18 protein-coding genes are annotated in these 21,200 nt (G+C 71.1%); 9 read left to right on the top strand and 9 right to left on the bottom strand.

All coding sequences use genetic code 11. The annotated features are described in order from the left end of the window. The first annotated feature begins 93 nt into the window (after positions 1–93). From J2S57_RS24520 to J2S57_RS24510, 3 genes are read left to right on the top strand one after another with little or no spacing between them, the layout of a single operon-like run. The gene (locus tag J2S57_RS24520; RefSeq protein WP_307247056.1) at positions 94–987 is read left to right on the top strand and encodes a hypothetical protein; all 894 of its coding nucleotides are present in this window, start codon (positions 94–96) and stop codon (positions 985–987) included. A 24-nt stretch (positions 988–1,011) separates the two neighbouring features. After that, entirely contained in the window at positions 1,012–1,974 is a 963-nt protein-coding gene (gene pip, locus J2S57_RS24515) for a prolyl aminopeptidase (RefSeq protein WP_307247054.1), read from the top strand. Next, positions 1,971–3,605 (top strand): DUF885 domain-containing protein, encoded by a 1,635-nt coding sequence (locus tag J2S57_RS24510; RefSeq protein WP_307247052.1) that lies wholly within the window; start codon positions 1,971–1,973, stop codon positions 3,603–3,605. The genes pip and J2S57_RS24510 overlap by 4 nt, the downstream gene beginning before the upstream one ends. 54 nt (positions 3,606–3,659) lie before the next feature. Here the strand turns inward: J2S57_RS24510 and J2S57_RS24505 are convergent, their stop codons facing one another. From J2S57_RS24505 to J2S57_RS24490, 4 genes are read right to left on the bottom strand one after another with little or no spacing between them, the layout of a single operon-like run. Then, positions 3,660–4,682 carry a LacI family DNA-binding transcriptional regulator gene (locus tag J2S57_RS24505; RefSeq protein ID WP_307247050.1) on the bottom strand — a complete coding sequence of 341 codons (1,023 nt, stop codon included), beginning with the start codon at positions 4,680–4,682 and terminating at the stop codon, positions 3,660–3,662. Between the two features lie 9 nt (positions 4,683–4,691). Beyond that, a complete protein-coding gene (locus J2S57_RS24500) occupies positions 4,692–5,552 on the bottom strand; it encodes a carbohydrate ABC transporter permease (RefSeq protein ID WP_307247048.1) in 861 nt (286 codons plus the stop codon). Beyond that, positions 5,549–6,487, bottom strand: a complete 939-nt coding sequence (locus J2S57_RS24495) for a carbohydrate ABC transporter permease (protein WP_307247046.1) — start codon at positions 6,485–6,487, stop codon at positions 5,549–5,551. The genes J2S57_RS24500 and J2S57_RS24495 overlap by 4 nt, the downstream gene beginning before the upstream one ends. A gap of 13 nt (positions 6,488–6,500) precedes the next feature. Next, positions 6,501–7,820, bottom strand: coding sequence for an extracellular solute-binding protein (locus tag J2S57_RS24490; protein ID WP_307247044.1), 1,320 nt, complete (start codon positions 7,818–7,820; stop codon positions 6,501–6,503). A gap of 291 nt (positions 7,821–8,111) precedes the next feature. Here J2S57_RS24490 and J2S57_RS24485 point away from each other — a divergent pair, with 291 nt between their 5' ends. Then, on the top strand, positions 8,112–10,124 hold the full coding sequence (locus J2S57_RS24485; RefSeq protein ID WP_307247042.1) for a beta-galactosidase: 2,013 nt from the start codon (positions 8,112–8,114) through the stop codon (positions 10,122–10,124). 84 nt (positions 10,125–10,208) lie between these two features. Here the strand turns inward: J2S57_RS24485 and J2S57_RS24480 are convergent, their stop codons facing one another. Both J2S57_RS24480 and J2S57_RS24475 read right to left on the bottom strand, forming a co-directional pair. Continuing rightward, entirely contained in the window at positions 10,209–10,733 is a 525-nt protein-coding gene (locus J2S57_RS24480; protein ID WP_307247040.1) for a SigE family RNA polymerase sigma factor, read from the bottom strand. Beyond that, positions 10,730–11,590 carry a hypothetical protein gene (locus J2S57_RS24475; RefSeq protein WP_307247039.1) on the bottom strand — a complete coding sequence of 287 codons (861 nt, stop codon included), beginning with the start codon at positions 11,588–11,590 and terminating at the stop codon, positions 10,730–10,732. Before J2S57_RS24475 ends, J2S57_RS24480 begins: the two co-directional genes overlap by 4 nt. A 164-nt stretch (positions 11,591–11,754) precedes the next feature. On the opposite strand from J2S57_RS24475, the gene J2S57_RS24470 reads away from it, so the two are divergent. Next, positions 11,755–13,830: a S9 family peptidase gene (locus J2S57_RS24470; RefSeq protein WP_307247037.1), complete on the top strand. Its 2,076-nt coding sequence runs from the start codon at positions 11,755–11,757 to the stop codon at positions 13,828–13,830. Position 13,831: 1 nt separating this feature from the next. On the opposite strand, the gene J2S57_RS24465 is transcribed toward J2S57_RS24470, so the two are convergent. Both J2S57_RS24465 and J2S57_RS24460 read right to left on the bottom strand, forming a co-directional pair. Continuing rightward, positions 13,832–14,815 carry a lysylphosphatidylglycerol synthase domain-containing protein gene (locus J2S57_RS24465; protein WP_307247035.1) on the bottom strand — a complete coding sequence of 328 codons (984 nt, stop codon included), beginning with the start codon at positions 14,813–14,815 and terminating at the stop codon, positions 13,832–13,834. An 81-nt stretch (positions 14,816–14,896) separates the two neighbouring features. Continuing rightward, complete coding sequence (locus J2S57_RS24460; RefSeq protein ID WP_307247033.1) at positions 14,897–15,187, bottom strand: hypothetical protein; 291 nt, start codon at positions 15,185–15,187, stop codon at positions 14,897–14,899. A 162-nt stretch (positions 15,188–15,349) separates the two neighbouring features. On the opposite strand from J2S57_RS24460, the gene J2S57_RS24455 reads away from it, so the two are divergent. Further along, positions 15,350–16,567, top strand: a complete 1,218-nt coding sequence (locus J2S57_RS24455; protein WP_307247031.1) for a pyridoxal phosphate-dependent aminotransferase — start codon at positions 15,350–15,352, stop codon at positions 16,565–16,567. On the opposite strand, the gene J2S57_RS24450 is transcribed toward J2S57_RS24455, so the two are convergent. Further along, the gene (locus tag J2S57_RS24450; RefSeq protein WP_307247029.1) at positions 16,564–17,169 is read right to left on the bottom strand and encodes a TetR/AcrR family transcriptional regulator; all 606 of its coding nucleotides are present in this window, start codon (positions 17,167–17,169) and stop codon (positions 16,564–16,566) included. The two genes, J2S57_RS24455 and J2S57_RS24450, sit on opposite strands and share 4 nt — an antisense overlap. A 194-nt stretch (positions 17,170–17,363) precedes the next feature. Here J2S57_RS24450 and J2S57_RS24445 point away from each other — a divergent pair, with 194 nt between their 5' ends. Genes J2S57_RS24445 through J2S57_RS24435 form a run of 3 tightly spaced genes read left to right on the top strand, consistent with a single transcriptional unit; the run spans position 17,364 to position 21,164 of the window. After that, positions 17,364–19,298 carry a primary-amine oxidase gene (locus tag J2S57_RS24445; RefSeq protein WP_307247027.1) on the top strand — a complete coding sequence of 645 codons (1,935 nt, stop codon included), beginning with the start codon at positions 17,364–17,366 and terminating at the stop codon, positions 19,296–19,298. After that, positions 19,291–20,700: an APC family permease gene (locus J2S57_RS24440; RefSeq protein ID WP_307247025.1), complete on the top strand. Its 1,410-nt coding sequence runs from the start codon at positions 19,291–19,293 to the stop codon at positions 20,698–20,700. Before J2S57_RS24445 ends, J2S57_RS24440 begins: the two co-directional genes overlap by 8 nt. After that, positions 20,697–21,164, top strand: a complete 468-nt coding sequence (locus J2S57_RS24435; RefSeq protein WP_307247023.1) for a hypothetical protein — start codon at positions 20,697–20,699, stop codon at positions 21,162–21,164. The genes J2S57_RS24440 and J2S57_RS24435 overlap by 4 nt, the downstream gene beginning before the upstream one ends. The last annotated feature ends 36 nt before the right edge of the window (positions 21,165–21,200 follow it).

Raw genomic sequence — 21,200 nt, 5'->3', positions numbered from 1 at the left:
CCACCGGGGAGCTCCGGGTCACCGGCCGGGGCCGCCCGGCACCGGAGAGCCGGTGAACGGATTGGTCAGTCGGAGGGGGCGACCATGAAGGGCATGACGGACGAGATGGACACGACCCGGCGCCAGCACGTGCTGGCCGCGGCGATGGCCGTGGCCGCGATCGTCACCATCATCACCGTGGTGGTCGGGCCGTGGCGCGGCCGGCCGGTACCTGAGAGCACCGGAGGATCCGCGATGTCCGAACCCGCACCCCCGCCGGGCGACACCCGGGGCGCCCACCTGATCGTGAGCCCGGCGTCCGTGCCGCTGGGCGCCGACGTGGCGCTGATCCTGGCCAACCCGGGCCGCACCGAGACGAGTTTCGGCCCCAGCGGCACACTCGAGCGATGGCAGGGCGGCAGCTGGCGCCCGTTCCGGCAGGTGACCACCAGCCTCGGCGCGAACCAGCCGGCCGGCGGCCTGCACGACCTCGACGAGGAGATCATGGTGCCCGCGATCGCGCTGGTCGCCGGGGCCCGGTCGTTCGGCGAGCCGGTGTGGACGAGCGTGCAGGGCGTCGACGCGGGCTGGTACCGCTTCGGCCTCGGCGGCGCCCACGGCATCGTGCGGGTCGGTGCCCCCGACAGCAGCACCATCACCCGTCCCTCCGGTGAGGTGGTGCTCGGCGGCACCACCGTGGTCGAGGCCGGCACCCCGGGCGAACTGAGCCTGTCGCCGCAGCTGCGCGAACCGGGGAGCGGCGTCCAGCCCCCGATCGAGGAGGTCGTCGGGCGGTACACGTCCGGCGCCCGGGTCGAGCGCCTGGAGGACGGGCGCTGGGAGACCCTGCCGTCCGACACGATCGGCACCGCCGACGCCGTCGTCGATTCCCCCACCACCTTCGGCGTCTCGGTGCCCGCGCTCGAGCCGGGCGTCTACCGGGTCGGGCGCGACACCTCCGGCGCGGGCACCGCCGAGGCCCTGTTCTGGGCGCAGCCCCTGTCCTGACCCTCAGGGCTTAGGGTTGATCACATGCGTGAGCTCTATCCCTCGATCACCCCCTACGCCACCGGAATGATGGACGCCGGGGACGGGCACTCGGTCTACTGGGAGGAGTGCGGCAACCCCGACGGCAAGCCGGTCGTGTTCCTGCACGGCGGGCCCGGCGGCGGCGCCTCCGAACGGCACCGGCGGCTGTTCGACCCGGAGAGGTACCGCATCGTGCTGCTCGACCAGCGCGGCTGCGGGCGCAGTCTGCCGCACGCCGGTGACCCGCAGGTCGACATGAGCGCCAACACCACCTGGCACCTCGTCGCCGACCTCGAGATGCTGCGCACCCAGCGGGGAATCGACAAGTGGCAGGTGTTCGGCGGCTCGTGGGGTTCCGCCCTCGCCCTGGCCTACGCCGAGACCCACCCCGACCGGGTCAGCGAGCTGGTGCTGCGCGGCATCTTCACCCTGCGCGACAGTGAGCTCGACTGGTTCTACGAGGGTCCCGCGTCGAACATCGCGCCCGACACCTGGGCCGGTTTCCTCGGCGGCCTGCCCGAGAACCAGCGCGTTCCCGGCCGTCTCGTCGAGAACTACGGCACGGCCCTGTTCGACCCCGACCCGGCCGTGCACCAGCCGGCCGCCGTCGCCTGGGCCACCTGGGAGTTCTCGAACCTGACCGTGCAGCCGCGTCCCGACCTGATCGCGACCGCCCAGGACCCGATCGCCTCCACCGCGTTCGCCCGCATCGAGAACCACTACTTCCGGCACGACGGCTGGTTCACGCCCGGCCAGCTGATCGCGAACGCCCCGGTGCTGAACGAAATCCCGACCGTGATCGTGCAGGGGCGCTACGACATCTGCACCCCCGCGACCACCGCCTGGGACCTCCACCAGGCCCTGCCACACGCGACGTTCGTGCTGGTCGAAGACGCCGGCCACGCCTACGACGAGCCGGGCATCCTCGACGCCCTGATCACGGCCACCGACGAGTTCGCCCGGTGAACGCCGATCTCGACGCCCTGGGGCAGAAGTACTTCACCACCCAGCACACCCTCGAGCCGTTCAACTCCACGCTGCTGGGCCTGAGCGAGTTCGACCACCTGGCGGGCGATCCCAGCATCGCGGCCGGCGAGGAGGCCGCGGCGACCTTCGCCACGGTCCTCGGCGGCCTCGAGGCCATCGACCCCGAAAAGCTCACCGCCGACGAGAAGGTCGACCACGGCGTCCTCACCTCGCTGGTGCGGGGCGCCCACGGCGACGCCACCCATGCGCTCTGGGCGGCCAGCACGTCGGCCGGTGGTTACGTCTCCCGGCAGGGACTGATCTTCCAGGCCGTCCCGGCCATGACGATCACCGACGACGAGGGCGCCGAGCGGTATCTGCGGCGACTGCGGGCGATCCCGGGCGTGCTGCGCACGCTCGCGGCGCGGGGTGCGCAGGAGGCGGAGCGCGGAAGGCCCTCCGCACGAGTGGGTCTCGAGCAGGCCGTCGGCCAGATCGAGGCCTCCCTGCGCAGCGACCTGACCGAGGACGACCTGCTCGCACCGGCCGTCGGCCACGCGGTGCGGGAACGGGCGGCGGACGTGGTGGCCGGGCAGATCCGCCCGGCTCTCGCCGAGCTCGCGGCCGCCCATCGGGCCCGGCTGGCGCACGCACGGGACGACGACCGGGCCGGCATCTGTTTCGTGGAGGGCGGCGAGGCGGGGTACGACGACGCCGTGCGCCGTCACACCACCACCGGCCTCACGGCGGCGGAGGTGCACGACCTGGGGCTCTCGCTCGTCGACGAGCTGCGCGGGCGCTGGGCCGAGATCGGTTCCCGGGCGCTGGGTCTCAGCGACCTCCCGGCGATCGCGGCGCGGCTGCGCGAAGACCCGTCGCTGCGGTACGCCTCGGCCGACGACATGATCGCGCGCTGCCAGGCCGCGCTGGCCAAGGCCGAGTCCGCCGCCGGGCGGGCCTTCGACCTGGGCTCGATCCCGCCGTGCCAGGTGCAGTCGATCGGCGGCGTCGACGCCGAGGGCTCGGCCACCGCGTACTACCGGCCCCCGGCCCTCGACGGCTCGCGGTCCGGGGTGTTCTTCCTGACCACGGCCGGGGCCACCGAGACCCCGCGCTACGACTGCGAGGCCCTGACGTTCCACGAGTCGGTGCCCGGCCACCACCTGCAGCTGTCGTCACTGCAGCAGCTCGAGATCCCTTACTGGCGGCGGTCGATCGACACCGAGCTGGGTGCGTTCACCGAGGGCTGGGGCCTGTACGCGGAGCGGCTCGCCGACGACCTCGGGCTGTACTCCGACGACCTGCAACTGCTGGGGATGCTCTCGCTGTCGGCGCTGCGGGCGGCGCGGCTGGTGGTCGACACCGGCATGCACGCGTTCGGCTGGTCGCGGCAGCAGGCCGAGCAGTACATGCGCGACAACACCACGGCGACCGAGACCGAGATCCGGACCGAGATCGTCCGGTACATCGGCTGGCCCGGTCAGGCACTCGGTTACGCCATCGGGCGGCAGGAGATCCTGCGGCTGCGGGAGACGTCCGGGCTCGGCCTGACCGAGTTCCACCGGCGGGTGCTGGGTCACGGGTCGCTGCCGATGAACGTGCTGGCCGACGTGGTGCTGGCCGGGACCTGAGCCCTCGGGCCCGTCCGGCGGCCGGCCGGTCCCGGCCGGGCGCCGGACGGGGCCTCAGGTGGATCCGCGGTGCACCAGCGACGAGGGCAGGAACACCGAGGCGTCGCCGTCACCGTCGATGCGGGCCAGCAGCAGGCGCACCATCTCCCGGCTGATCCGCTCGAACGGCTGGCGCATCGTGGTCAGGGAGGGGGTGAGGTGCTCGGCGACCCCGGCGTCGTCGAACCCTCCCACCCGCACGTCGTCGGGGATGCGGCGCCCGGTCTCCTGCACCGCCGCGCACGCCCCGGCCGCCATCAGGTCGGAGGCCACGAACACCCCGTCCAGGTCCGGCACCCGCCCGAGCAGTTCGCCCATGCCCGCGTAGCCGCTCTCGCGGGAGTAGTCGCCGTGCACGATCAGCTCGGGCCGCACCGGCAGACCGGCCGCGACCAGCGCCTGCTTGTAGCCCTCGAGCCGGGCGAACCCACCGGGTGTGTCCATCTGCCCGGTGATGTGGGCGATGGTGCGCGAGCCCCGCTCGATCAGGTGACTCGTCATCTGCCGGCCGCCGTCGAGGTCGTCGGCGCCGACCATGCTGATGCGTGACTCCAGGCCCGGGAAACGCCCGCACACCACGGTCGGCACGCCGGTGGCGATGAGCTCCTCGGCGACCGGGTCGACGGCGTGGCTGGAGACCAGCAGCACCCCGTCGACGTGCCGGGCCGCGACGTAGCCGACGGCCCGGTCACGGTCGGCCGGGGTGCCGGCCGTGACCAGGGTGAGCAGAAGACCGTGCTCGGCCAGGGCACTGGTGCAGCCGCCCATCAGCCGGGCGAACGTCGGGTCCTCGAACAGCACGTGCTGCGGTTCGCTGAGGAGGAACGCGATGGTGTTCGACCGGCCGAGCGCGAGCGTGCGGGCGGCGTGGTTGGCCGTGTAGCCGGTGTCGGCGATCGCCCGGGCGACCGCGTCCTGGGCCTCCTGGCTGACCCGCGAGCCGCCGTTGAGCACCCGGGACACGGTGCCCCGGGAGACGCCGGCCACCACGGCCACGTCACGGATGGTGGGACGCTTCCCACCCGGTGGAATCTGCACGTCCGCAGGCTAGTTCTTCACCGCACCGGCAGCGAGGTCGACCTGCCAGAACCGCTGCAGCAGGAGGAACAACGCGAGCAGGGGCAGGATCGACAACAGGGCTCCGGTGATGACGAGGGTGTACAGGGCGGGCTGCTGCGCCCCCTGGTTCAGCAGACCGGAGAGGCCGACCGTGACCGGGAAGAGCTTGTCGTCGCCGAGCATCACGAACGGCAGCATGAAGTTGTTCCAGATGGCCACGAACTGGAACAGGAAGATCGTGACCAGGCCGGGCACCATCATCGGCAGCACGACCGACCGGAACACCCGCACGTCCTTGGCCCCGTCGGTGCGGGCGGCCTCGATCACCTCGTCGGGCACCGACGCCGACACGTAGATCCGCGCCAGGTAGATGCCGTAGGGGCTGATCAGGCTGGGCAGCAGCACGGCCCAGTAGGTGTTGGTGAGGCCGAGTTTCGCGAAGAGCAGGTACTGCGGCACGGCCAGCACCACGCCGGGCACGAGCACCCCGGCGAGCAGGATGTTGAACAGCACGGTGCGGCCGCGGAAGCGGTACTTGGCCATCGCGTACCCGGCCATCGCCGAGACCAGCGTGGACAACGCCGACCCGACCCCGGCGTAGAGCGCGGTGTTGAGCATCCAGCGCCAGAACAGGCCGTCGCGGTAGCCGGACACGTCGGCGATGTTGGAGAACAGGCTCGTGCCGGGAGCGTAGGTGAAGCTGTTGAACAGCTCGCCGGCGCTCTTCGACGAGGCCATCAGCACCCAGACCACGGGCACCAGGCAGTAGACCGCGCCGACCACGAGGATCGCCGTGCCCGCCGTGCTGGGCCGTTCCCGGGCCGTCTTCACGGTGGTCGTCGTGCTCATCGGTTCTCCTGGGCGAAGGCACGGTTCTGCACCAGGCGCAGGAAACCGAACGACAGGGCGAAGGTCGCGACGGCGAGCACGACCGAGGTGGCCGAGGCCGAGTAGATGTCGTTCCGGGTGAACGCGTCCCGGTAGATCATCATCAGCGGGCTCCAGCTGGTGGAGATGGTGTTCGTGAGCGGCCGCAGCACGGTCGGCTCGGCGAACACCTGCAGGGTGGTGATCATGCCGAAGACGCCGGTCATGATCAGCGACGGCAGAACGATGGGAACCTTGACCCGCCAGGCGATCTGGATCTCGCCGCAACCGTCCAGCCGGGCCGCCTCGTACAGCTCCGAGGGGATCGAGCGCAGGGCGGTGTAGAGCACGATCATGTTGAACCCGACACCGCCCCACACCGCGATGTTGGCGATGGCGAACAGCACCAGACCGGGCGCCATCGGCTCGGGCAGGGTCACCCCCACCCGCTCGGCGGCGTAGGTGAACGGGCTCACCGCCGGCAGGTAGAGGAAACCCCAGAGCAGGGACGAGATCACGGCGGGCACCGCGTAGGGCATGAAGATGACCAGCCGGGAGAACCGCCGGCCCCGCACCCGCACCGAGTCCAGCAGCAGGGCGAACAACAGGGCCAGGCCGAGCATCACCGGGATGACGACCAGGCCGTAACCGGCCACCCGCAGCACGCTGGCGAGGAAGTCGCCGTCGCTGAGGGTCTTGCCGTAGTTGGACAGCCCGGCCCAGACCTCGGTGCGGCCCCCGGGCCCCAGACCCAGCCCCTGCACCTTGACGGTGCGGAGGCTGAGGTAGGCCGTGTACCCGATCGGCACCGCGATCGTGAACACGAACAGCAGCACGGCCGGGAGCATGAAACCGTACGGCGCGGCGCGGAATCGGGACCGCCGGGTCACCGGCGGGTCCTGAGTGAGGCTGGTCATCGATTACCCCGGTTTACTTGACGTTGAACCCGGCGGACTTCAGGTCGTCCACCGTCGTCGCCTGCATGGTGGTCAGGGCACTCAGGAAGTCGGCCGACTTCTTGCCCTGGGCGGCCTTGCCGAACGCGTCGTTGAAGGCGCTGTAGGCCACGTTGGTGTTGGGCCCGTACGTGAACGGCGCGATGCCACCCGCGACCGACGCCGCGATGTCGTAGAAGTCCTTCTGGTCCTTGAAGAACGCCGGCGGCTCGCTCAGCGCGGCGGCCGAGTTCTGGGTGTCGGCCGGGTACACGTTCGAGACCGTGGCCAGGGCCTTGACCCCGTCGGCGCTGGTGTTCAGCCACTCGGCGAACTGGGCCGCCGCGGCCTTGTTCTTCGACTGCGAGGTGACCGCCGTGGCCGAACCGCCCCACGCGCCGGTGACGTTCGCGCCCTCCGTCCACTGCGGGACCGGCGCGACCTTCCACTTGCCCTCGGTGTCGGCCGCGTTGCCGGCCAGCACGCCCGGCGCCCACACCGCGCTCACCCAGCCGACCTGAGTGCCCTTGTTCAGGGCCGAGTTCCAGGCGGGCGTGTACATCGGGGTGTTGTCGATGACGCCCTCCTGGACCAGGTCCCCCCAGTACTGCGCCACCTTCTTGGCCGGGTCCGCGTCGATGGCCACCGACCAGGAGTCCCCGTCGATGCCCCACCAGCTGGCCCCGTTCTGCTGGGTCAGACCGGCGAACAGGCCCGCGTCGTTCGCGGAGAACGTGCCGAGGAACGTCTTCGGGTCGTCCGCGTGGATCCTGCGGGCCGCCTCGGCGTACTCGTCCCAGGTGGTGGGCACGTCGATCTTGAGCTTCTCGAACACGTCGGAGCGGTAGTAGAACATCAGCGGCGCGGAGTCCTGCGGCACCGCGTAGACCGCGTCGGAGCCGAGCGTGACCGCGTTCCAGACACCGTCGCCGAAGTGCCCCTGCGCCTCGCCCGACAGGTTGCCCTTGATGTCGGCCAGCGCCCCGGCCCCGACCATCGTCGGGATGGCCTGGTACTCGGCCTGCATCAGGTCGGGGGCACCGCTGCCCGCCTTGATCGCGGTGAGCAGCTTGGTGACGGCCGTGTCGCCGCCGTCCTGCTTGTTCACCGTGACCTGGATGTCGGGGTGCGTGCTGTTCCAGGCCTCGACGGTCTTGTCCATCTCGGGGGCCCAGGACCAGAAGTTGAGCTCGACCTTCTCGCCGGGCCTGGGCCCCTCGTCGGCCGCTCCCCCGTCCGAGGAGCCGCCGGAACAGGCCGAGAGCAGCAGCAGTGCGGTCAGCGGGGCAGTGAGGGCGAATAGCCGACGCCGCATGACGTCCTCCTAGCCGAAGCCGAAGCTTCGTCTTCGTCGTTGAAGTCGTTGAAGCAGTGCGACGCCGGCCGTGCCGCGCCGCATGGGACCGGTCACAACCTGACAGCCACAACCTCACTTGTCAACGAGCTGGGACCCGCGAATATGCTAGGCGGGAAGGGGCTTGGCGAACGACGACAGGTGTGGGACCGTGCACACAACCTGACCGCCGCGAAAGCCGGTCACTGTCATGCGCACCGTGCCGGGAAGCCCGCCACGACGTCCGCCATCCCGTGAACGAGGGTGAAACCCATGAGCAACCCGAGCCTGCTGCGTGACGGCCGGCTGCCCGGCGTGCAGGAGCTGAGCTTCGGCGGCGACTACAACCCCGAGCAGTGGCCCGAGGAGGTCTGGGCCGAGGACCTGGAGCTGATGCGCCGGGCGGGCGTGAACCTGGTCAGCATCGGCATCTTCTCCTGGGGCCTGCTCGAGCCGCGGCCCGGCGAGTTCGACTTCGGCTGGCTCGACCGGGTGATCGAGGGCCTGCACGACGCCGGCATCCGCGTCGACCTGGGCACCCCCACCGTCGTCCCGCCGCAGTGGTTCTGGCAGGACAACCCCCACACCCTGCCGGTGACCCGCGACGGCGTGCGCCTGAGCCCGGGATCGCGCGGCATCGCCTGCCCCTCCTCCCCCGAGTACGCGCAGGCGTCCGTCCGCATCACCACCGAGCTCGCCAAGCGCTACGGCCATCACCCGGCTGTCGCCCTGTGGCACGTCCACAACGAGTACGGCGCGCCGGTCTCGGAGTGCTACTGCGAGGTGAGCGCACAGGCGTTCCGGGGCTGGCTGCAGACCCGCTACGGCACGCTCGAGGCCCTGAACGCGTCGTGGGGCACGGCCTTCTGGGGCCAGACCTACCGGGAGTGGTCGCAGGTCGGCGTGCCCGCGCAGTCGGCCACCTCGACGAACCCGGCCCAGCGTCTGGACTTCGCCCGCTTCTCCAGCGACGAGCTGCTCGGCTGCTTCACCCGCGAGCGCGACGTGCTGCACGAGCTGGCGCCGGGCATCCCGGTGACGACGAACTTCATGGCCACGAACTGCCCGTCGATGGACCTGTGGAAGTGGGCCGCCGAGGTCGACGTGGTGGCCAACGACCACTACCTGTGGGCGGCCGACCCGGACGCCCAGGTGGGTCTGGCGCTGGACGCCGACCTGACCCGGTCGCTGGCCGGCGGGCAGCCGTGGATGCTGATGGAGCACTCCTCCTCGGCGGTGAACTGGCAGCCGCGCAACCTGGCGAAGCGGCCGGGTGAGCTGGCGCGCAACTCGCTGAGCCACCTGGCCCGCGGGGCCGACGCGATCCTGTTCTTCCAGTGGCGTGCCTCCCGGCGCGGGGCGGAGAAGTTCCACTCGGCGATGCTGCCGCACGCGGGGGCCGAGAGCCGGGTCTTCGGTGAGGTGTCCGACCTCGGGGCCTCGCTGAAGGCGCTGCGCGACGTGCTCGGCTCGACCGTGAGGGCCGAGGTGGCGATCCTGTGGGACTGGGAGTCGCACTGGGCACAGGGTCTGGACTGGATGCCGAGCGCCGACCTCGACCCGCGCCGGCAGGTGCGGGAGTACTACGAGCGGCTGTGGCGCGACAAGGTGACGGTCGACTTCGCCCACCCGTCGGCCGATCTCAGCGGCTACCGGGTGGTGCTGGCACCGTCGTCGTACCTGCTGTCGGAGGAGTCGGCGGCGAACCTGGAGTCGTTCGTCGAGGGCGGCGGGCACCTGGTGGTCGGCCCGTTCTCGGGTGTGATCGGCCCGGACGACGCGGTGCACGAGGGCGGCTGGAACGGGGTGCTGCGCGACCTGCTGCAGGTGAGTGTGGAGGAGGTGCTGCCGCTGCGTGAGCACGGCACGCTGACGCTCACGGACGGGGTCGAGGCGAGCGTGTGGGCGGAGGACCTGCGCCCCCGCGAGGCCGAGACGGTGCTGGAGTACCTGGACGGCCCGGCGGCCGGTCAGGCCGCGGTGACCCGGCGCACGCTGGGCCCGGGCACGGCCACGTACGTGTCGACGGTGCTGGGGTACCCGGCGCTGGCGGCGGTGCTCGACCCGGTGCTGGAGATCGCCGGGGTGGCGGTGGAGCGCGGCCTGCCCTGGGACCTGGAGCGGGTGTCGCGGCACGCGGCGGACGGCACCGAGTTCGTCTTCGCGATCAACCACGGGGCGGCTCCGGTGGACCTGCCGCTGGAGGGGACCGACGTGATGACGGGGGCCGTGCTGGGCGGGAGCGTGAAGATCCCGGCCGGTGAGGTGCGGGTGGTCCGGCGGTAGCACCCGCTATCCGCGGGAGCCGGAAGAGTCCTTCCGTGGGCTCTTTCGGCTCTCGGTGGTGCGGATCGGCCGGTGGCCCCGGCCTCAGACCCGGCTGGTCAGCAGCCCGGCCCGGCGCAGCGCGGCGAGCCCGCGGGCGGCGTTGCTGCGCACGCTGGCGTGGGCCATGCCCAGCGTGGCGGCGATCTCGTGGTCGTTCAGGCCCTCGTAGTAGCGGAGCACCAGCACCGCACGGTGTTTCGGCTTGAGCGTCGCGAGGGCCCTGAGCAGTGCGTCCCTCTCGGCCAGGGTGCCGCTCGCGTCCTCCACCGGCCGGTCGCCCAGGATCTCGCTGTCGGTGGGTGACTCACGCTGAAAGCCGCGACGCCAGAAGGACGTCGCGGCATTGACCAGCATGCGGTTCACGTAGGCGTTCGGGTCGTCGGCCCGGCTGACCACGTCCCACCGGAGCAGGACCTTGGCCAGCACGTCCTGCACCAGGTCCTCCGCGTCGGCGGACGACCTCATCAGGCCCCGGGCCATGGACAGCAGGCGGGGTGAACGTTCCCGCACGAAGTCCTCGAACCCGGGCGCCTTCTCGAGGGCCGGTTCCTGCCAGGGGCGTCTCACGCTCCGCCCCCCGGGGCCCCGCCGGCCGTGATCCGGCCGACCGCCTTCTCGAGCACCGCGATCACGGCGCGGTACGCGTCGTCCTCGCTCGCGCTCTCCGGGCCGCCCACCGACACCGTGACCAGAGTGTCGTCCCACACCAGAAAGGCCTGGGCGTAAGGCGTTCCGGTGCCCTCGGTGGCGGTGACGACCAGGTAGGGCGCGCTCATCGCGAGGTCACCGGTGCGGTCGGTGGTGACGCCGAGTCCTTCCGGACCCGGGCCCGCCGTGCACGACTCCAGCTGCGAGCGCAGCGTTTCGAGCGCCTTCGCGGCCTGCCCGGGCTGCCCGGGCCACTGAGCGGCCTTCTCGCGCACCACATAGTCCGCCGGCACCGCTCTGCCCGTCGACCAGGCCGCCTCGAAGGCGCGGGTGGGGACGTCGACGCCGAGCGTGCCGTCGACGCAGACCCCGCCGACGAGTTCCTCGCCGGAGATGTCGGAGGCGGGCTCGGTGACCTCCAGGGTCTGCGAGCCCAGGGTGATGTCGTCGGGGTCGATGAGGGACGCGGCGGTCAGGTCGGGCGCGGCGGTGGCGGTGAGCGAGGGCCCCGGTCCGGCCGGGACCCCCTCGTCACCTCCCTGGGGCTGCCACGGTGAGGCGATGACCAGCACCGCCGCCAGGGCCGCGGCCGCCGTGACGGCGCTCGATGCCACCGCCTGCGCCCGGCGGTGCCGCCGCCGGGCCCGCCGTTCGATGCCGCGGGGGTCGAGGCCGGTGGGCCCGGCCCGCAACCCGTCGCGGAACAGCGCGACCACCTGGGCGTCCCCGTCTGCGGGGCGGTCCAGGTCGAGTTCCGGCTCCTCGCCGCCTTCCATTCCGTTCATGGTGACTAGACGCTGTCACGGGCCGCGGTTGTGGCAACTTTCGTTCAGGCTTTCGGACGCGTCGGCCCGGGTCGGTCCCGCCGGTGCGGTCCGCGGGTCTCGGCTGAGGGCGAAAGTGCTCGAAGAGTGTCGGACCCGTGCGGCAGAGTGATCCCGTGACCGATCAGAACGCCAAGAGCAGCGCCCCGGTGGCCCCGAAGCGTCCCCACGTCCACAGCAAGCACGGCGACGAGCGCGCCGACGACTGGTACTGGCTGCGGGAGAAGTCCGACCCCGAGGTGATCGGGCTGCTCGAGGCCGAGAACGAGCACCTCCGGGCCTACCTCGAGGGCACCGGTCAGCTGCAGGAGGAGCTGTTCGAGGAGTTCCGGTCGCGCATCCAGGAGACCGACCTGTCGGTGCCGGTGCGCAAGCACGGCTGGTGGTACTACAGCCGCACCGAGGAGGGGCGTCAGTACGGCATCAGCTGCCGCAAGGCCGACGCCGACGGGCAGCCCGGTCCCGACGAGATCGTGCTGCTCGACCAGAACGAGGTCGCGGGCGACTCCGAGTACTTCTCGCTCGGCGCGTTCACGGTGGCCCCCACCGGCACCCGTCTGGCCTACTCCACCGACACCAGCGGCAGCGAGACGTTCACGCTGCGGGTGCGTGACCTGACCACGCTGACCGACCTCGACGACGTGATCGAAGACGTGCACTACGGCGCCACGTTCAGCCGTGACGCGAGCGTGCTCTTCTACACCCGGCAGGACGAGGCCAAGCGCCCCTACCAGGTGTGGCGCCACGTGATCGGCACGCCCGCGGCCGACGACGTGAAGGTCTTCCAGGAAGACGACGAGCGCTTCTTCGTCGGGGTCGGCGGCTCGAAGTCCGAGGAGTACCTGGTGATCTCACTGGGCAGCTCGCTCACCAGCGAGACCTGGGTGCTGCGCGCCGACGACCCGACGGGTGAGTTCCGGGTGGTCGAGCCGCGCCGCCAGGGGGTGGAGTACCACCTGGCCCACTACCGCGACGAGACCCGCGACGAGTTCTACGTCGTGACCAACGACGACGCGCCGAACTTCAAGCTGATGGTCACCCCGGCCGCCACGCCCGGGCGTGAGCACTGGACCGAGGTCATCGGCCACCGCCCCGACGTGAAGCTCGACGGCGCCGAGACGATGGCCGGGCACCTGATCCTGTCCGAGCGGGCCGAGGGCACGGCCCGCATCGCGCTGTTCGACCTGGCCACCGGCACGCACGCGGTGATGGAGCAGCCCGAGCCGGTCTACACGGCCGGGGCCACGGGCAACGCCGAGTTCGACACGCACATCGTGCGTTACACGTACACGTCGCTGGTCACACCGCGCTCGGTGTACGAGTACGACCTGCGCACCGGCGAGCGCACGCTGCTCAAGCAGCAGCCGGTGCTGGGCGGGTACGACGCCACGCAGTACGTCAGCGAGCGGGTCTGGGCGAAGGCACCCGACGGCGTGCAGGTTCCGGTCTCGCTGGTCTACCGGGCCGGCCGTGAGCTCGACGGCGGCCCGGCGCTGCTGTACGGCTACGGCGCCTACGAGATCTCGACCGACCCGTACTTCTCGTCGTTCCGGCTCAGCCTGCTCGACCGCGGGTTCGTGTTCGCCATCGCGCACGTGCGCGGCGGCGGTGACCTGGGCCGGCTCTGGTACGAGGACGGCAAGTTCGAGAAGAAGCCGAACACCTTCACCGACTTCGTCGCCGCGGCCGAGCATCTCGTGCAGGCGGGCTACACCTCACCGTCGACGCTGATCGCGCGGGGCGGCAGCGCGGGCGGGCTGCTGATGGGCGCGGTCACCAACCTGCGGCCCGACCTGTTCGCCGGGGTGATCGCCGAGGTCCCGTTCGTCGACGTGCTCACCACCATGCTCGACCCCTCGCTGCCGCTCACCGTGCACGAGTACGAGGAGTGGGGCAATCCGGAGGAGCCGGCCTTCTACGAGGTGCTCAAGAGCTACTCCCCCTACGACAACGTGGTGCCCGCCGCGTACCCGTCGATGCTCGTCACCGCCGGCCTGAACGACCCCCGGGTCAGCTACTGGGAACCGGCGAAGTGGGTGCAGAAGCTGCGGGAGAACAACACCGGTCCGAACGAGATCGTGCTGAAGACCGAGATGGGCGCCGGGCACGGCGGTCCGTCGGGGCGCTACGACTCCTGGAAGGACGAGGCGCAGGTGCACGCCTGGATCCTGGAACGGGCGCTGAAGAAGTAGGTCAGGCCGGCGTGGTCGTGGGCTGCCGGCGAGCCCTCCGGTGCCGCAGCCGCCAGGCCACGATCACCGCCGTCCCGACCGGGATCTCGAGCAGGAACGTGAAGAAGCGGTAGAGCAAGGCGCCCGCGAGCGCACTGGCCGCCGGCACCCCGGCCGCGGTCAGGCAGGTGAGGATGGTCAGCTCGGCCGCGCCCGCGCCGCCCGGGGTCAGGGGCACGGTGGTGACCATCCGCTCGATCCCGACGACGGCCAGCACCAGCGGGAACGACTCGCGCACGTGCAGGCCGAGCAGGCACAGGTGCAGCAGGATCCCGAGCAGCAGCATGTAGCCCAGGCCGCTGAGCACCAGCTGGGCGCCGGAGCGGCGCAGGGCCCGGCCGATGTCCTCGCGCAGGGCGCTCAGGTGCCGCCCGGCCCAGCCGGTGAAGCGCCCGCGGGCGAGCACCGCGCACAGGGCCACCAGCCCGAGGGCCACGCCGCCGCTGATCCAGAGCGGGGCGACGCCGAGGTGGGCGGCCGGGCCGTAGAGCAGGAACCCGGCCAGCGACACCGCCCCGAACCCCACGCGCAGCAGCACGGTGCTGACCTGGTTGAGCGTGAAGTAGCCGGCCGTGGCGCGGGCGTCGAAGCCCCACGAACGGATCATCGCCGCGCTCACCCCGTAGCTGAGCGCCCCGCCGAGCGGCAGGCTGTTGGCGACCGCGCTGCCGGCGAAGCACAGGCCCAGGGCGCGGGACAGGCTCAGACCGGGCAGGCAGGCGGTGACCTGACCGGCCCGCGCGCAGTGCCCGGCCCACCAGAAGAAGGTGAGCGCGGGCAGCCACAGCAGCTCCAGCCCGGCCACGGTGTGCCCGGCCTCCGACCATCCCGCCCCCATCGCGCCGACCGTGCGCACGACCAGCCAGAGCATGATGGGGATCGAGAGCAGGAGCACCCCGGGACGGACCACCCGCCGGTGCTCGACGACGAACTGCCGCGCGTTCATGGGAAAATCATGGGGAGCGACCGTTGAACACCGTGCGGCACGTTCGGATGAATACCGGCGAACATCGGGCGAACCGCACCCTCACCCGAGAAGCCGCACCACCTCGTCCTCACTCAGGGGGTGGTCGATGATCTCGGGCGGGATCGACAGCAGGATCTCGCCGAACGGGCCGGCCGACAGCAGCACCCCGCCGAACCGGGCCGGTGAGCGCGCCGACCGGGACGTGACCCAGGCGTTCAGCCAGGGCCGGGGAACCACCCCGTGGAGGATCTCGGCGTACCAGAACTCGATCGAGTCCGGCTCCTTCAGCAGGGCGAGCACCCGTCCGGCCTCACCGTGCACCGTCGTCGTGGTCAGATCGACGCGTCCCATGCCGTTGCCCCTCCCCGTCGGGGGTGATCTGTCTCCATGAGATTTTCGCGCGCGCGTTTTGTCCAGAGGCAGGCGGGATGTGTGCCGTGCCCCACGGTACGCACCGGGTTCGTCGACCGTTCGTCGACCGATCGTCGAGGCGACGGGTCTACCCTGGCGGGCGTGGAGATCCGGCAGTCCAAGAAGCTCAATCATGTCGCCTACGACGTCCGCGGGCCGGTGCTCGCCGAGGCCATGCGGCTGGAGGCCGAGGGCCACCAGATCCTGCGGCTGAACATCGGCAACCCGGCGCCGTTCGGTTTCGGCACACCCGACGACATCCTGCGCGACATGATCAGCCAGCTCCCCGACGCACACGGCTACAGCGACGCCAAGGGCATCGTGCCGGCGCGCCGCGCGGTCGTGCAGTACCACACCGGCAAGGGCGTGGAGGGCCTCGACATCGAAGACGTCTGGCTCGGCAACGGGGTCTCCGAGCTGATCAGCATGGCGCTGCAGGCCCTGCTCGACGACGGTGACGAGCTGCTCGTGCCCAGCCCCGACTACCCGCTCTGGACCGCCACCACCACGCTGGCCGGTGGACGAGCGGTGCACTACCGCTGTGACGAGGGCTCGGGCTGGATGCCCGACCTGGCCGACATCGAGTCGAAGATCACCGACCGCACCGTGGGCCTGGTCATCATCAACCCGAACAACCCGACCGGCGCCGTCTATCCCCGCGAGGTGCTCGACGGCCTGGTCGAGATCGCCCGCAGGCACGACCTGATGCTGCTGAACGACGAGATCTACGACCAGATCCTGTACGACGACGCGGTTCACGAGAGTGCCGCCGCCCTGGCGCCCGACGTCTTCTGCCTGACCTTCAACGGCCTGTCCAAGGCCTACCGGGTCGCCGGCTACCGGGCCGGGTGGATGGTCGTGTCCGGGCCGAAGCACCAGGCCACCAGCTACCTCGAGGGCCTGCAGATCATGGCCAACCTGCGGCTGTGCGCCAATGTGCCCTCGCAGCACGTGATCGCGACCGCCCTGGGCGACGGGCCGCGCAGCATCAACGACCTGACCCTGCCGGGCGGGCGCCTGCTCGAGCAGCGCGACGTCACCTACGAGATGCTCAGCCAGATCGACGGGGTCAGCTGCGTCAAACCCCAGGGCGCGCTCTACTGCTTCCCGAGGCTCGACCGCAAGAAGTTCCCCATCGACGACGACGAGGCGTTCGTGCTCGACCTGCTCCGCGAGCAGAAGGTGATGGTCGTGCACGGCCGGGGCTTCAACTGGTCCGAGCCCGACCACTTCCGCATCGTCACCCTGCCGCACGCCGAGGTGCTGAAAGACGCGATCGGCCGGATCGGCGAGTTCCTCGACAGCCGCCGGGTGGCCTAGGAGGCGCCCCAGGAGACAGCCAGCCGGCCCAGGTACTCGTCCAGCTGGGCCAGCTGGCGCTCCGGGGTGCACACGCCGGGCGTCAGGACCGCCTCGATCTGCAGCCCCATGAGCAGCGACAGCAGCCCGTCGACCACGGCCGGGCGCACCGCGTCCGCACCCACGTCGCCGTCACCCACGGCCTCGCCCAGCCGGTCGGCGATCTCCACCCGCCAGGCCCCGGTCATCGTGGCGTAGAGGCCGGCCTTGTCGGGCTGGTTCAGCGCCTGCTGCCAGAAGTTGATGGCCAGCCGCGCCTCCGCCCGCCGTTCCGCGTCCAGCGGCATGATCTCCAGGCACAGCGTGCGCAGGCCACCCAGTCCGTGGCGATGCGCGTCGACGGCGTCGGCCCGGCGGTTGGTGGCCGCCACGATGTACTCGAAGGCCGCGGTGAGCGCCGCCTCCTTGTTCGGGAAGTAGTAGCGCAGGGCGCCGTTGGCCGTGCCCGACACCTCCGCGATGCGCCGCGTGGTGACCGCCTGGATGCCCTCGTCGGCGATGAGCCGCCAGACCACCTCCACGATCTCCCGGCGACGCTCGTCGTGATCGACGATCTTCGGCACCGCGTTCCCCTCCTGAGCCCCTGTGACGAGCCCCCAGCGTAGGCACAGGGGCCGAAGACCCCGACCGCTGGGCTACAGGTCCCGCGATTTACCTAGACGTAACCCGGGGACATCTTATTTTGTACGTCTGTTGATTTAACTGGTTACTCGAAGGCCCCACCCGCGCCGCGGCCCGCTCGTAAAGGAAACATGCTGTGACACAGACTCCTTCGCCCCACCCGCTCGGCCCGGTCCGGGAGAGCGAGATCGACGAGGTCCGGACGGTGCTGGACAGCGCCGGCCTCCTGTCCGACACCATCCGGTTCGTCTACATCGGGCTCGAGGAACCCACCAAGACGCAGACTCTCGCCTGGGCGCCCGGCGACCACGTCGCCCGCCGTTTCCGCGCCCTCCTGCTCGACGTGCGCACCCAGGTCTCGCGCGACGTCCTCGTCGACACCGGTACGGCCACCGTGGTCTCCGACGTCGAGCTCGACCCCGCCGCCACCGGCCATCTGCCGGTGCTCGACGAGGAGTTCGAGCTCGTCGAGCAGCTCCTGGCCAAGGACGACCGCTGGCGGGCGGCGATCGAGGCCCGCGGCCTGGACATCGGAAAGGTCCGGGTGGCGCCCCTTTCGGCCGGTGTCTACGCGGACGAGTACCCGCAGGAGGCGGGCCGGCGCGTGCTGCGCGGCCTGGGCTTCCACCAGGAGCACCCGGGCGACTCGGCCTGGGCGCACCCCGTCGACAACCTGGTGGCCTACGTCGACACCATGAACCGCGTCGTCGACCAGGTGCTCGACTTCGGCGCCGTGCCGGTGCCGGCCGAGTCGGGCAACTACGACGACCCGGCCGTCAGCGGGCCGATGCGCACCACCCAGAAGCCGCTGCACATCACGCAACCCGAGGGATCCAGTCTCGAGATCGACGACGAGAACCTGCTGACCTGGGAGAAGTGGTCGCTACGGGTCGGTTTCGACGCCCGCGAGGGTCTCGTGCTGCACCAGATCGGTTTCGACGGGCGCTCGGTCATCCACCGCGCCTCGATCAGCGAGATGGTCGTGCCCTACGCCGATCCCGCGCCGGTGCGCTCCTGGCAGAACTACTTCGACACGGGTGAGTACCTGGTCGGCCGCTACGCCAACGCGCTCGAACTGGGCTGCGACTGCCTGGGCGAGATCACCTACCTGGACGCCGTCGTCTCCGACGAGAAGGGCGGGCCCCAGCGCCTTCCCAACGCGATCTGCATCCACGAGGAGGACTTCGGCATCCTCTGGAAGCACAGCGACCTGTGGTCGGGCTCGAGCCACACCCGCCGCCAGCGCCGCCTGGTGGTCAGTTTCTTCACCACGATCGGCAACTACGACTACGGCTTCTACTGGTACCTCTACCTCGACGGCACCATCGAGTTCGAGGCCAAGGCCACCGGGGTCGTCTTCACCAGCGCGCATCCCGGCGGCGACTACCCCTACGCCTCCGAGATCGCCCCCGGCCTGGGCGCCCCGTTCCACCAGCACCTGTTCAGCGCCCGCCTCGACATGGCCGTCGACGGCACCGCCAACCGCGTCGAGGAGATCGACGTGGTGCGTGTGCCGAAGGGGCCGGACAACCCGCGCGGCAACGCGTTCCGCACGCAGAGCACCGTGCTGGCCCGCGAGTCGCAGGCCCGGCGCGACGCCGAGCCGTCGAAGAACCGGGTGTGGCACATCAGCAACCCGGGCAAGCTCAACCGGCTGGGGCGTCCCGTGGCCTACGCCCTGTACCCCGAGGGCCTGCCCACGCTGCTGGCCGACCCGGACTCCTCCGTCGCCCACCGCGCCGCGTTCGCCACCAACCACCTCTGGGTCACGCAGTACGACCCGGCGGAGCGTTACGCGGCGGGCGATTTCGTGAACCAGCACCCGGGCGGTGCGGGCCTTCCCGCCTATGTCGCCAACGACCGGGACCTGGACAACCAGGATCTCGTCGTCTGGCACACCTTCGGTCTCACCCACACCCCCCGCCCGGAGGACTGGCCGATCATGCCGGTCGACTACACCGGGTTCACCCTGAAGCCCGTGGGCTTCTTCGACCGGAACCCGACCCTCGACGTTCCGGCCTCCTCGAACGACCACTGCACCACGACGTCCTCAGGTGGCTGCCATGACTGAAACCAGGCTTCAGGGGACTCTCGGCCCCGGCGCCATCGTCTTCATGGTGGTGGCCGCCGCGGCGCCGCTCACCGTGGTCGCGGGCAGCGTGCCGATCGGCATGGCCCTCGGCAACGGCGCCGGATACCCCGCCATGTACGCGGTGGCGGCCGTGATCCTCATGCTCTTCGCCGTCGGGTTCGTGGCGATGGCCCGGCACGTGCCCGACGCCGGCGCCTTCTACTCCTACGTGGAGAAGGGCCTGGGCCGTGGACCCGGGCTCGGGGCGGCGTTTCTCGCACTGATCACGTACACCGCCGTGCAGGGCGCGGTCTACGGCTACCTCGGCTTCGCCCTCGACGAACTGCTCGTCACCTACGGCGTGCCGTCGCTGCCCTGGTGGCTGTGGACGCTCGCCGCGATCGCCGTCACCGGGCTGCTCGGCTACCGGCACATCGACCTGTCGGGCAGGGTGCTCGGCGTGCTCCTGGTCGCCGAGATCGCGATCGTGCTGCTGCTCGATCTGGCCGTGGTCGGCAGGGGCGGCAGCGACACCGAAGGCCTGTCCACCGGGGTCCTCCACCTCGACACGATCACCTCCGGCGCGCCCGGCATCGGCCTGATGTTCGCCATCGCGGGCTTCATCGGGTTCGAGGCCACCGCCGTGTTCCGCGACGAGGCCCGGGATCCCGACCGCACCATCCCCCGTGCCACCTACGCCGCGCTGGTCGTCATCGGCGTCTTCTACTCGGTGTCGGCGTGGGCCGTGGTGAGCGGCTGGGGCGAAAGTGCCGCCGTGGCCCAGGCGAACGCCAACCCGGGCACCATGGTCGCGGTCACCACCGAGCAGTACCTGGGCTCGGCGGCCGGTCACGTGGTGCAGGTGCTGCTGGTCTCCAGCCTGTTCGCCTGCGTGCTGTCGTTCCACAACGTGCTCTCGCGCTACCTGTTCGCCCTCGGTGGCGCGGCCGTGCTGCCGGCGGCCCTCGGCCGCAGCCACTCCCGGCACCACTCGCCGCACCTCAGCTCGCTCGTCCAGACCGGCTGCGCCGCAGCTCTTCTCGCTGTCTGCGCGGGTGCCGGCCTGGACCCGGTGGCCGAGGTCTTCGCCTGGCTCTCCGGTGCCGCGACGGCGGGCATCCTCCTGCTCATGCTGCTGACGAGCGTCGCGGTACTGGTCTGGTTCCACCGCTCGAGGGCCGACACCCGGTTCTGGCACACCCGTCTCGCGCCCGGCCTGGGCCTGGCCGGCCTGGCCGTCTGCCTGTTCATCACGGTGCGGAACCTGCCGCTGCTCGTGGGCGGTTCGCAGACGCTGGCCCTGGTGATCGACGGCGTGCTGGTGCTGTCGGTGGTGGGTGGGATCGCGCTGGCCCGGGTCCGGCCGGGCGTGAGCACGGCCCGGCTCCGGACCACCCCGTGAACCATCGCACCATTGCGGCCCTGGCCGCGGCGGGTGGGGCGGCGCATCTGCTGATGCTGCTGCCCCACCTGGCCTGGGCCCCGCACGTCCTGCTGTTCGGCGCCATGTCCCTGGTGTGCCTGGCCTGCGCCGCGCACCTCCGGCGCGATCCGGCAGCCCTGGCCGGCACCGCGATCATGGCCGCCACCATGATCGTGGCGCACCTGGTCCATCTCTTCGTCACGACAAGCCCTTTCGAGGCGACGGTCACGCACCACACCGTCACCGCGACCGGTCACGCGCACGGCGCTTCACTCACCCTGCTGATCCCGCTGATCCCCGAGCTGGCGGTGCTCGCCCTCACCGGCCCGGTGCGGCGCCGCTCATCGGTGCGTGAGGGAGAGCCTCTTCCCGCTGACGCCGACCCGGCCCTGCCCGCCGGGCGTGCGGTGCGTGCCGGTCCTGCCGTGGACGGCGTCCGCTGAGCCCGCTACCCGGGGCCCCCATTCCGGCTTAACCGG

It is taken from the genome of Kineosporia succinea, from assembly GCF_030811555.1.
In the GTDB taxonomy this organism is placed as follows: domain Bacteria; phylum Actinomycetota; class Actinomycetes; order Actinomycetales; family Kineosporiaceae; genus Kineosporia; species Kineosporia succinea.
This window is presented reverse-complemented; position numbering and strand designations above follow the sequence as displayed.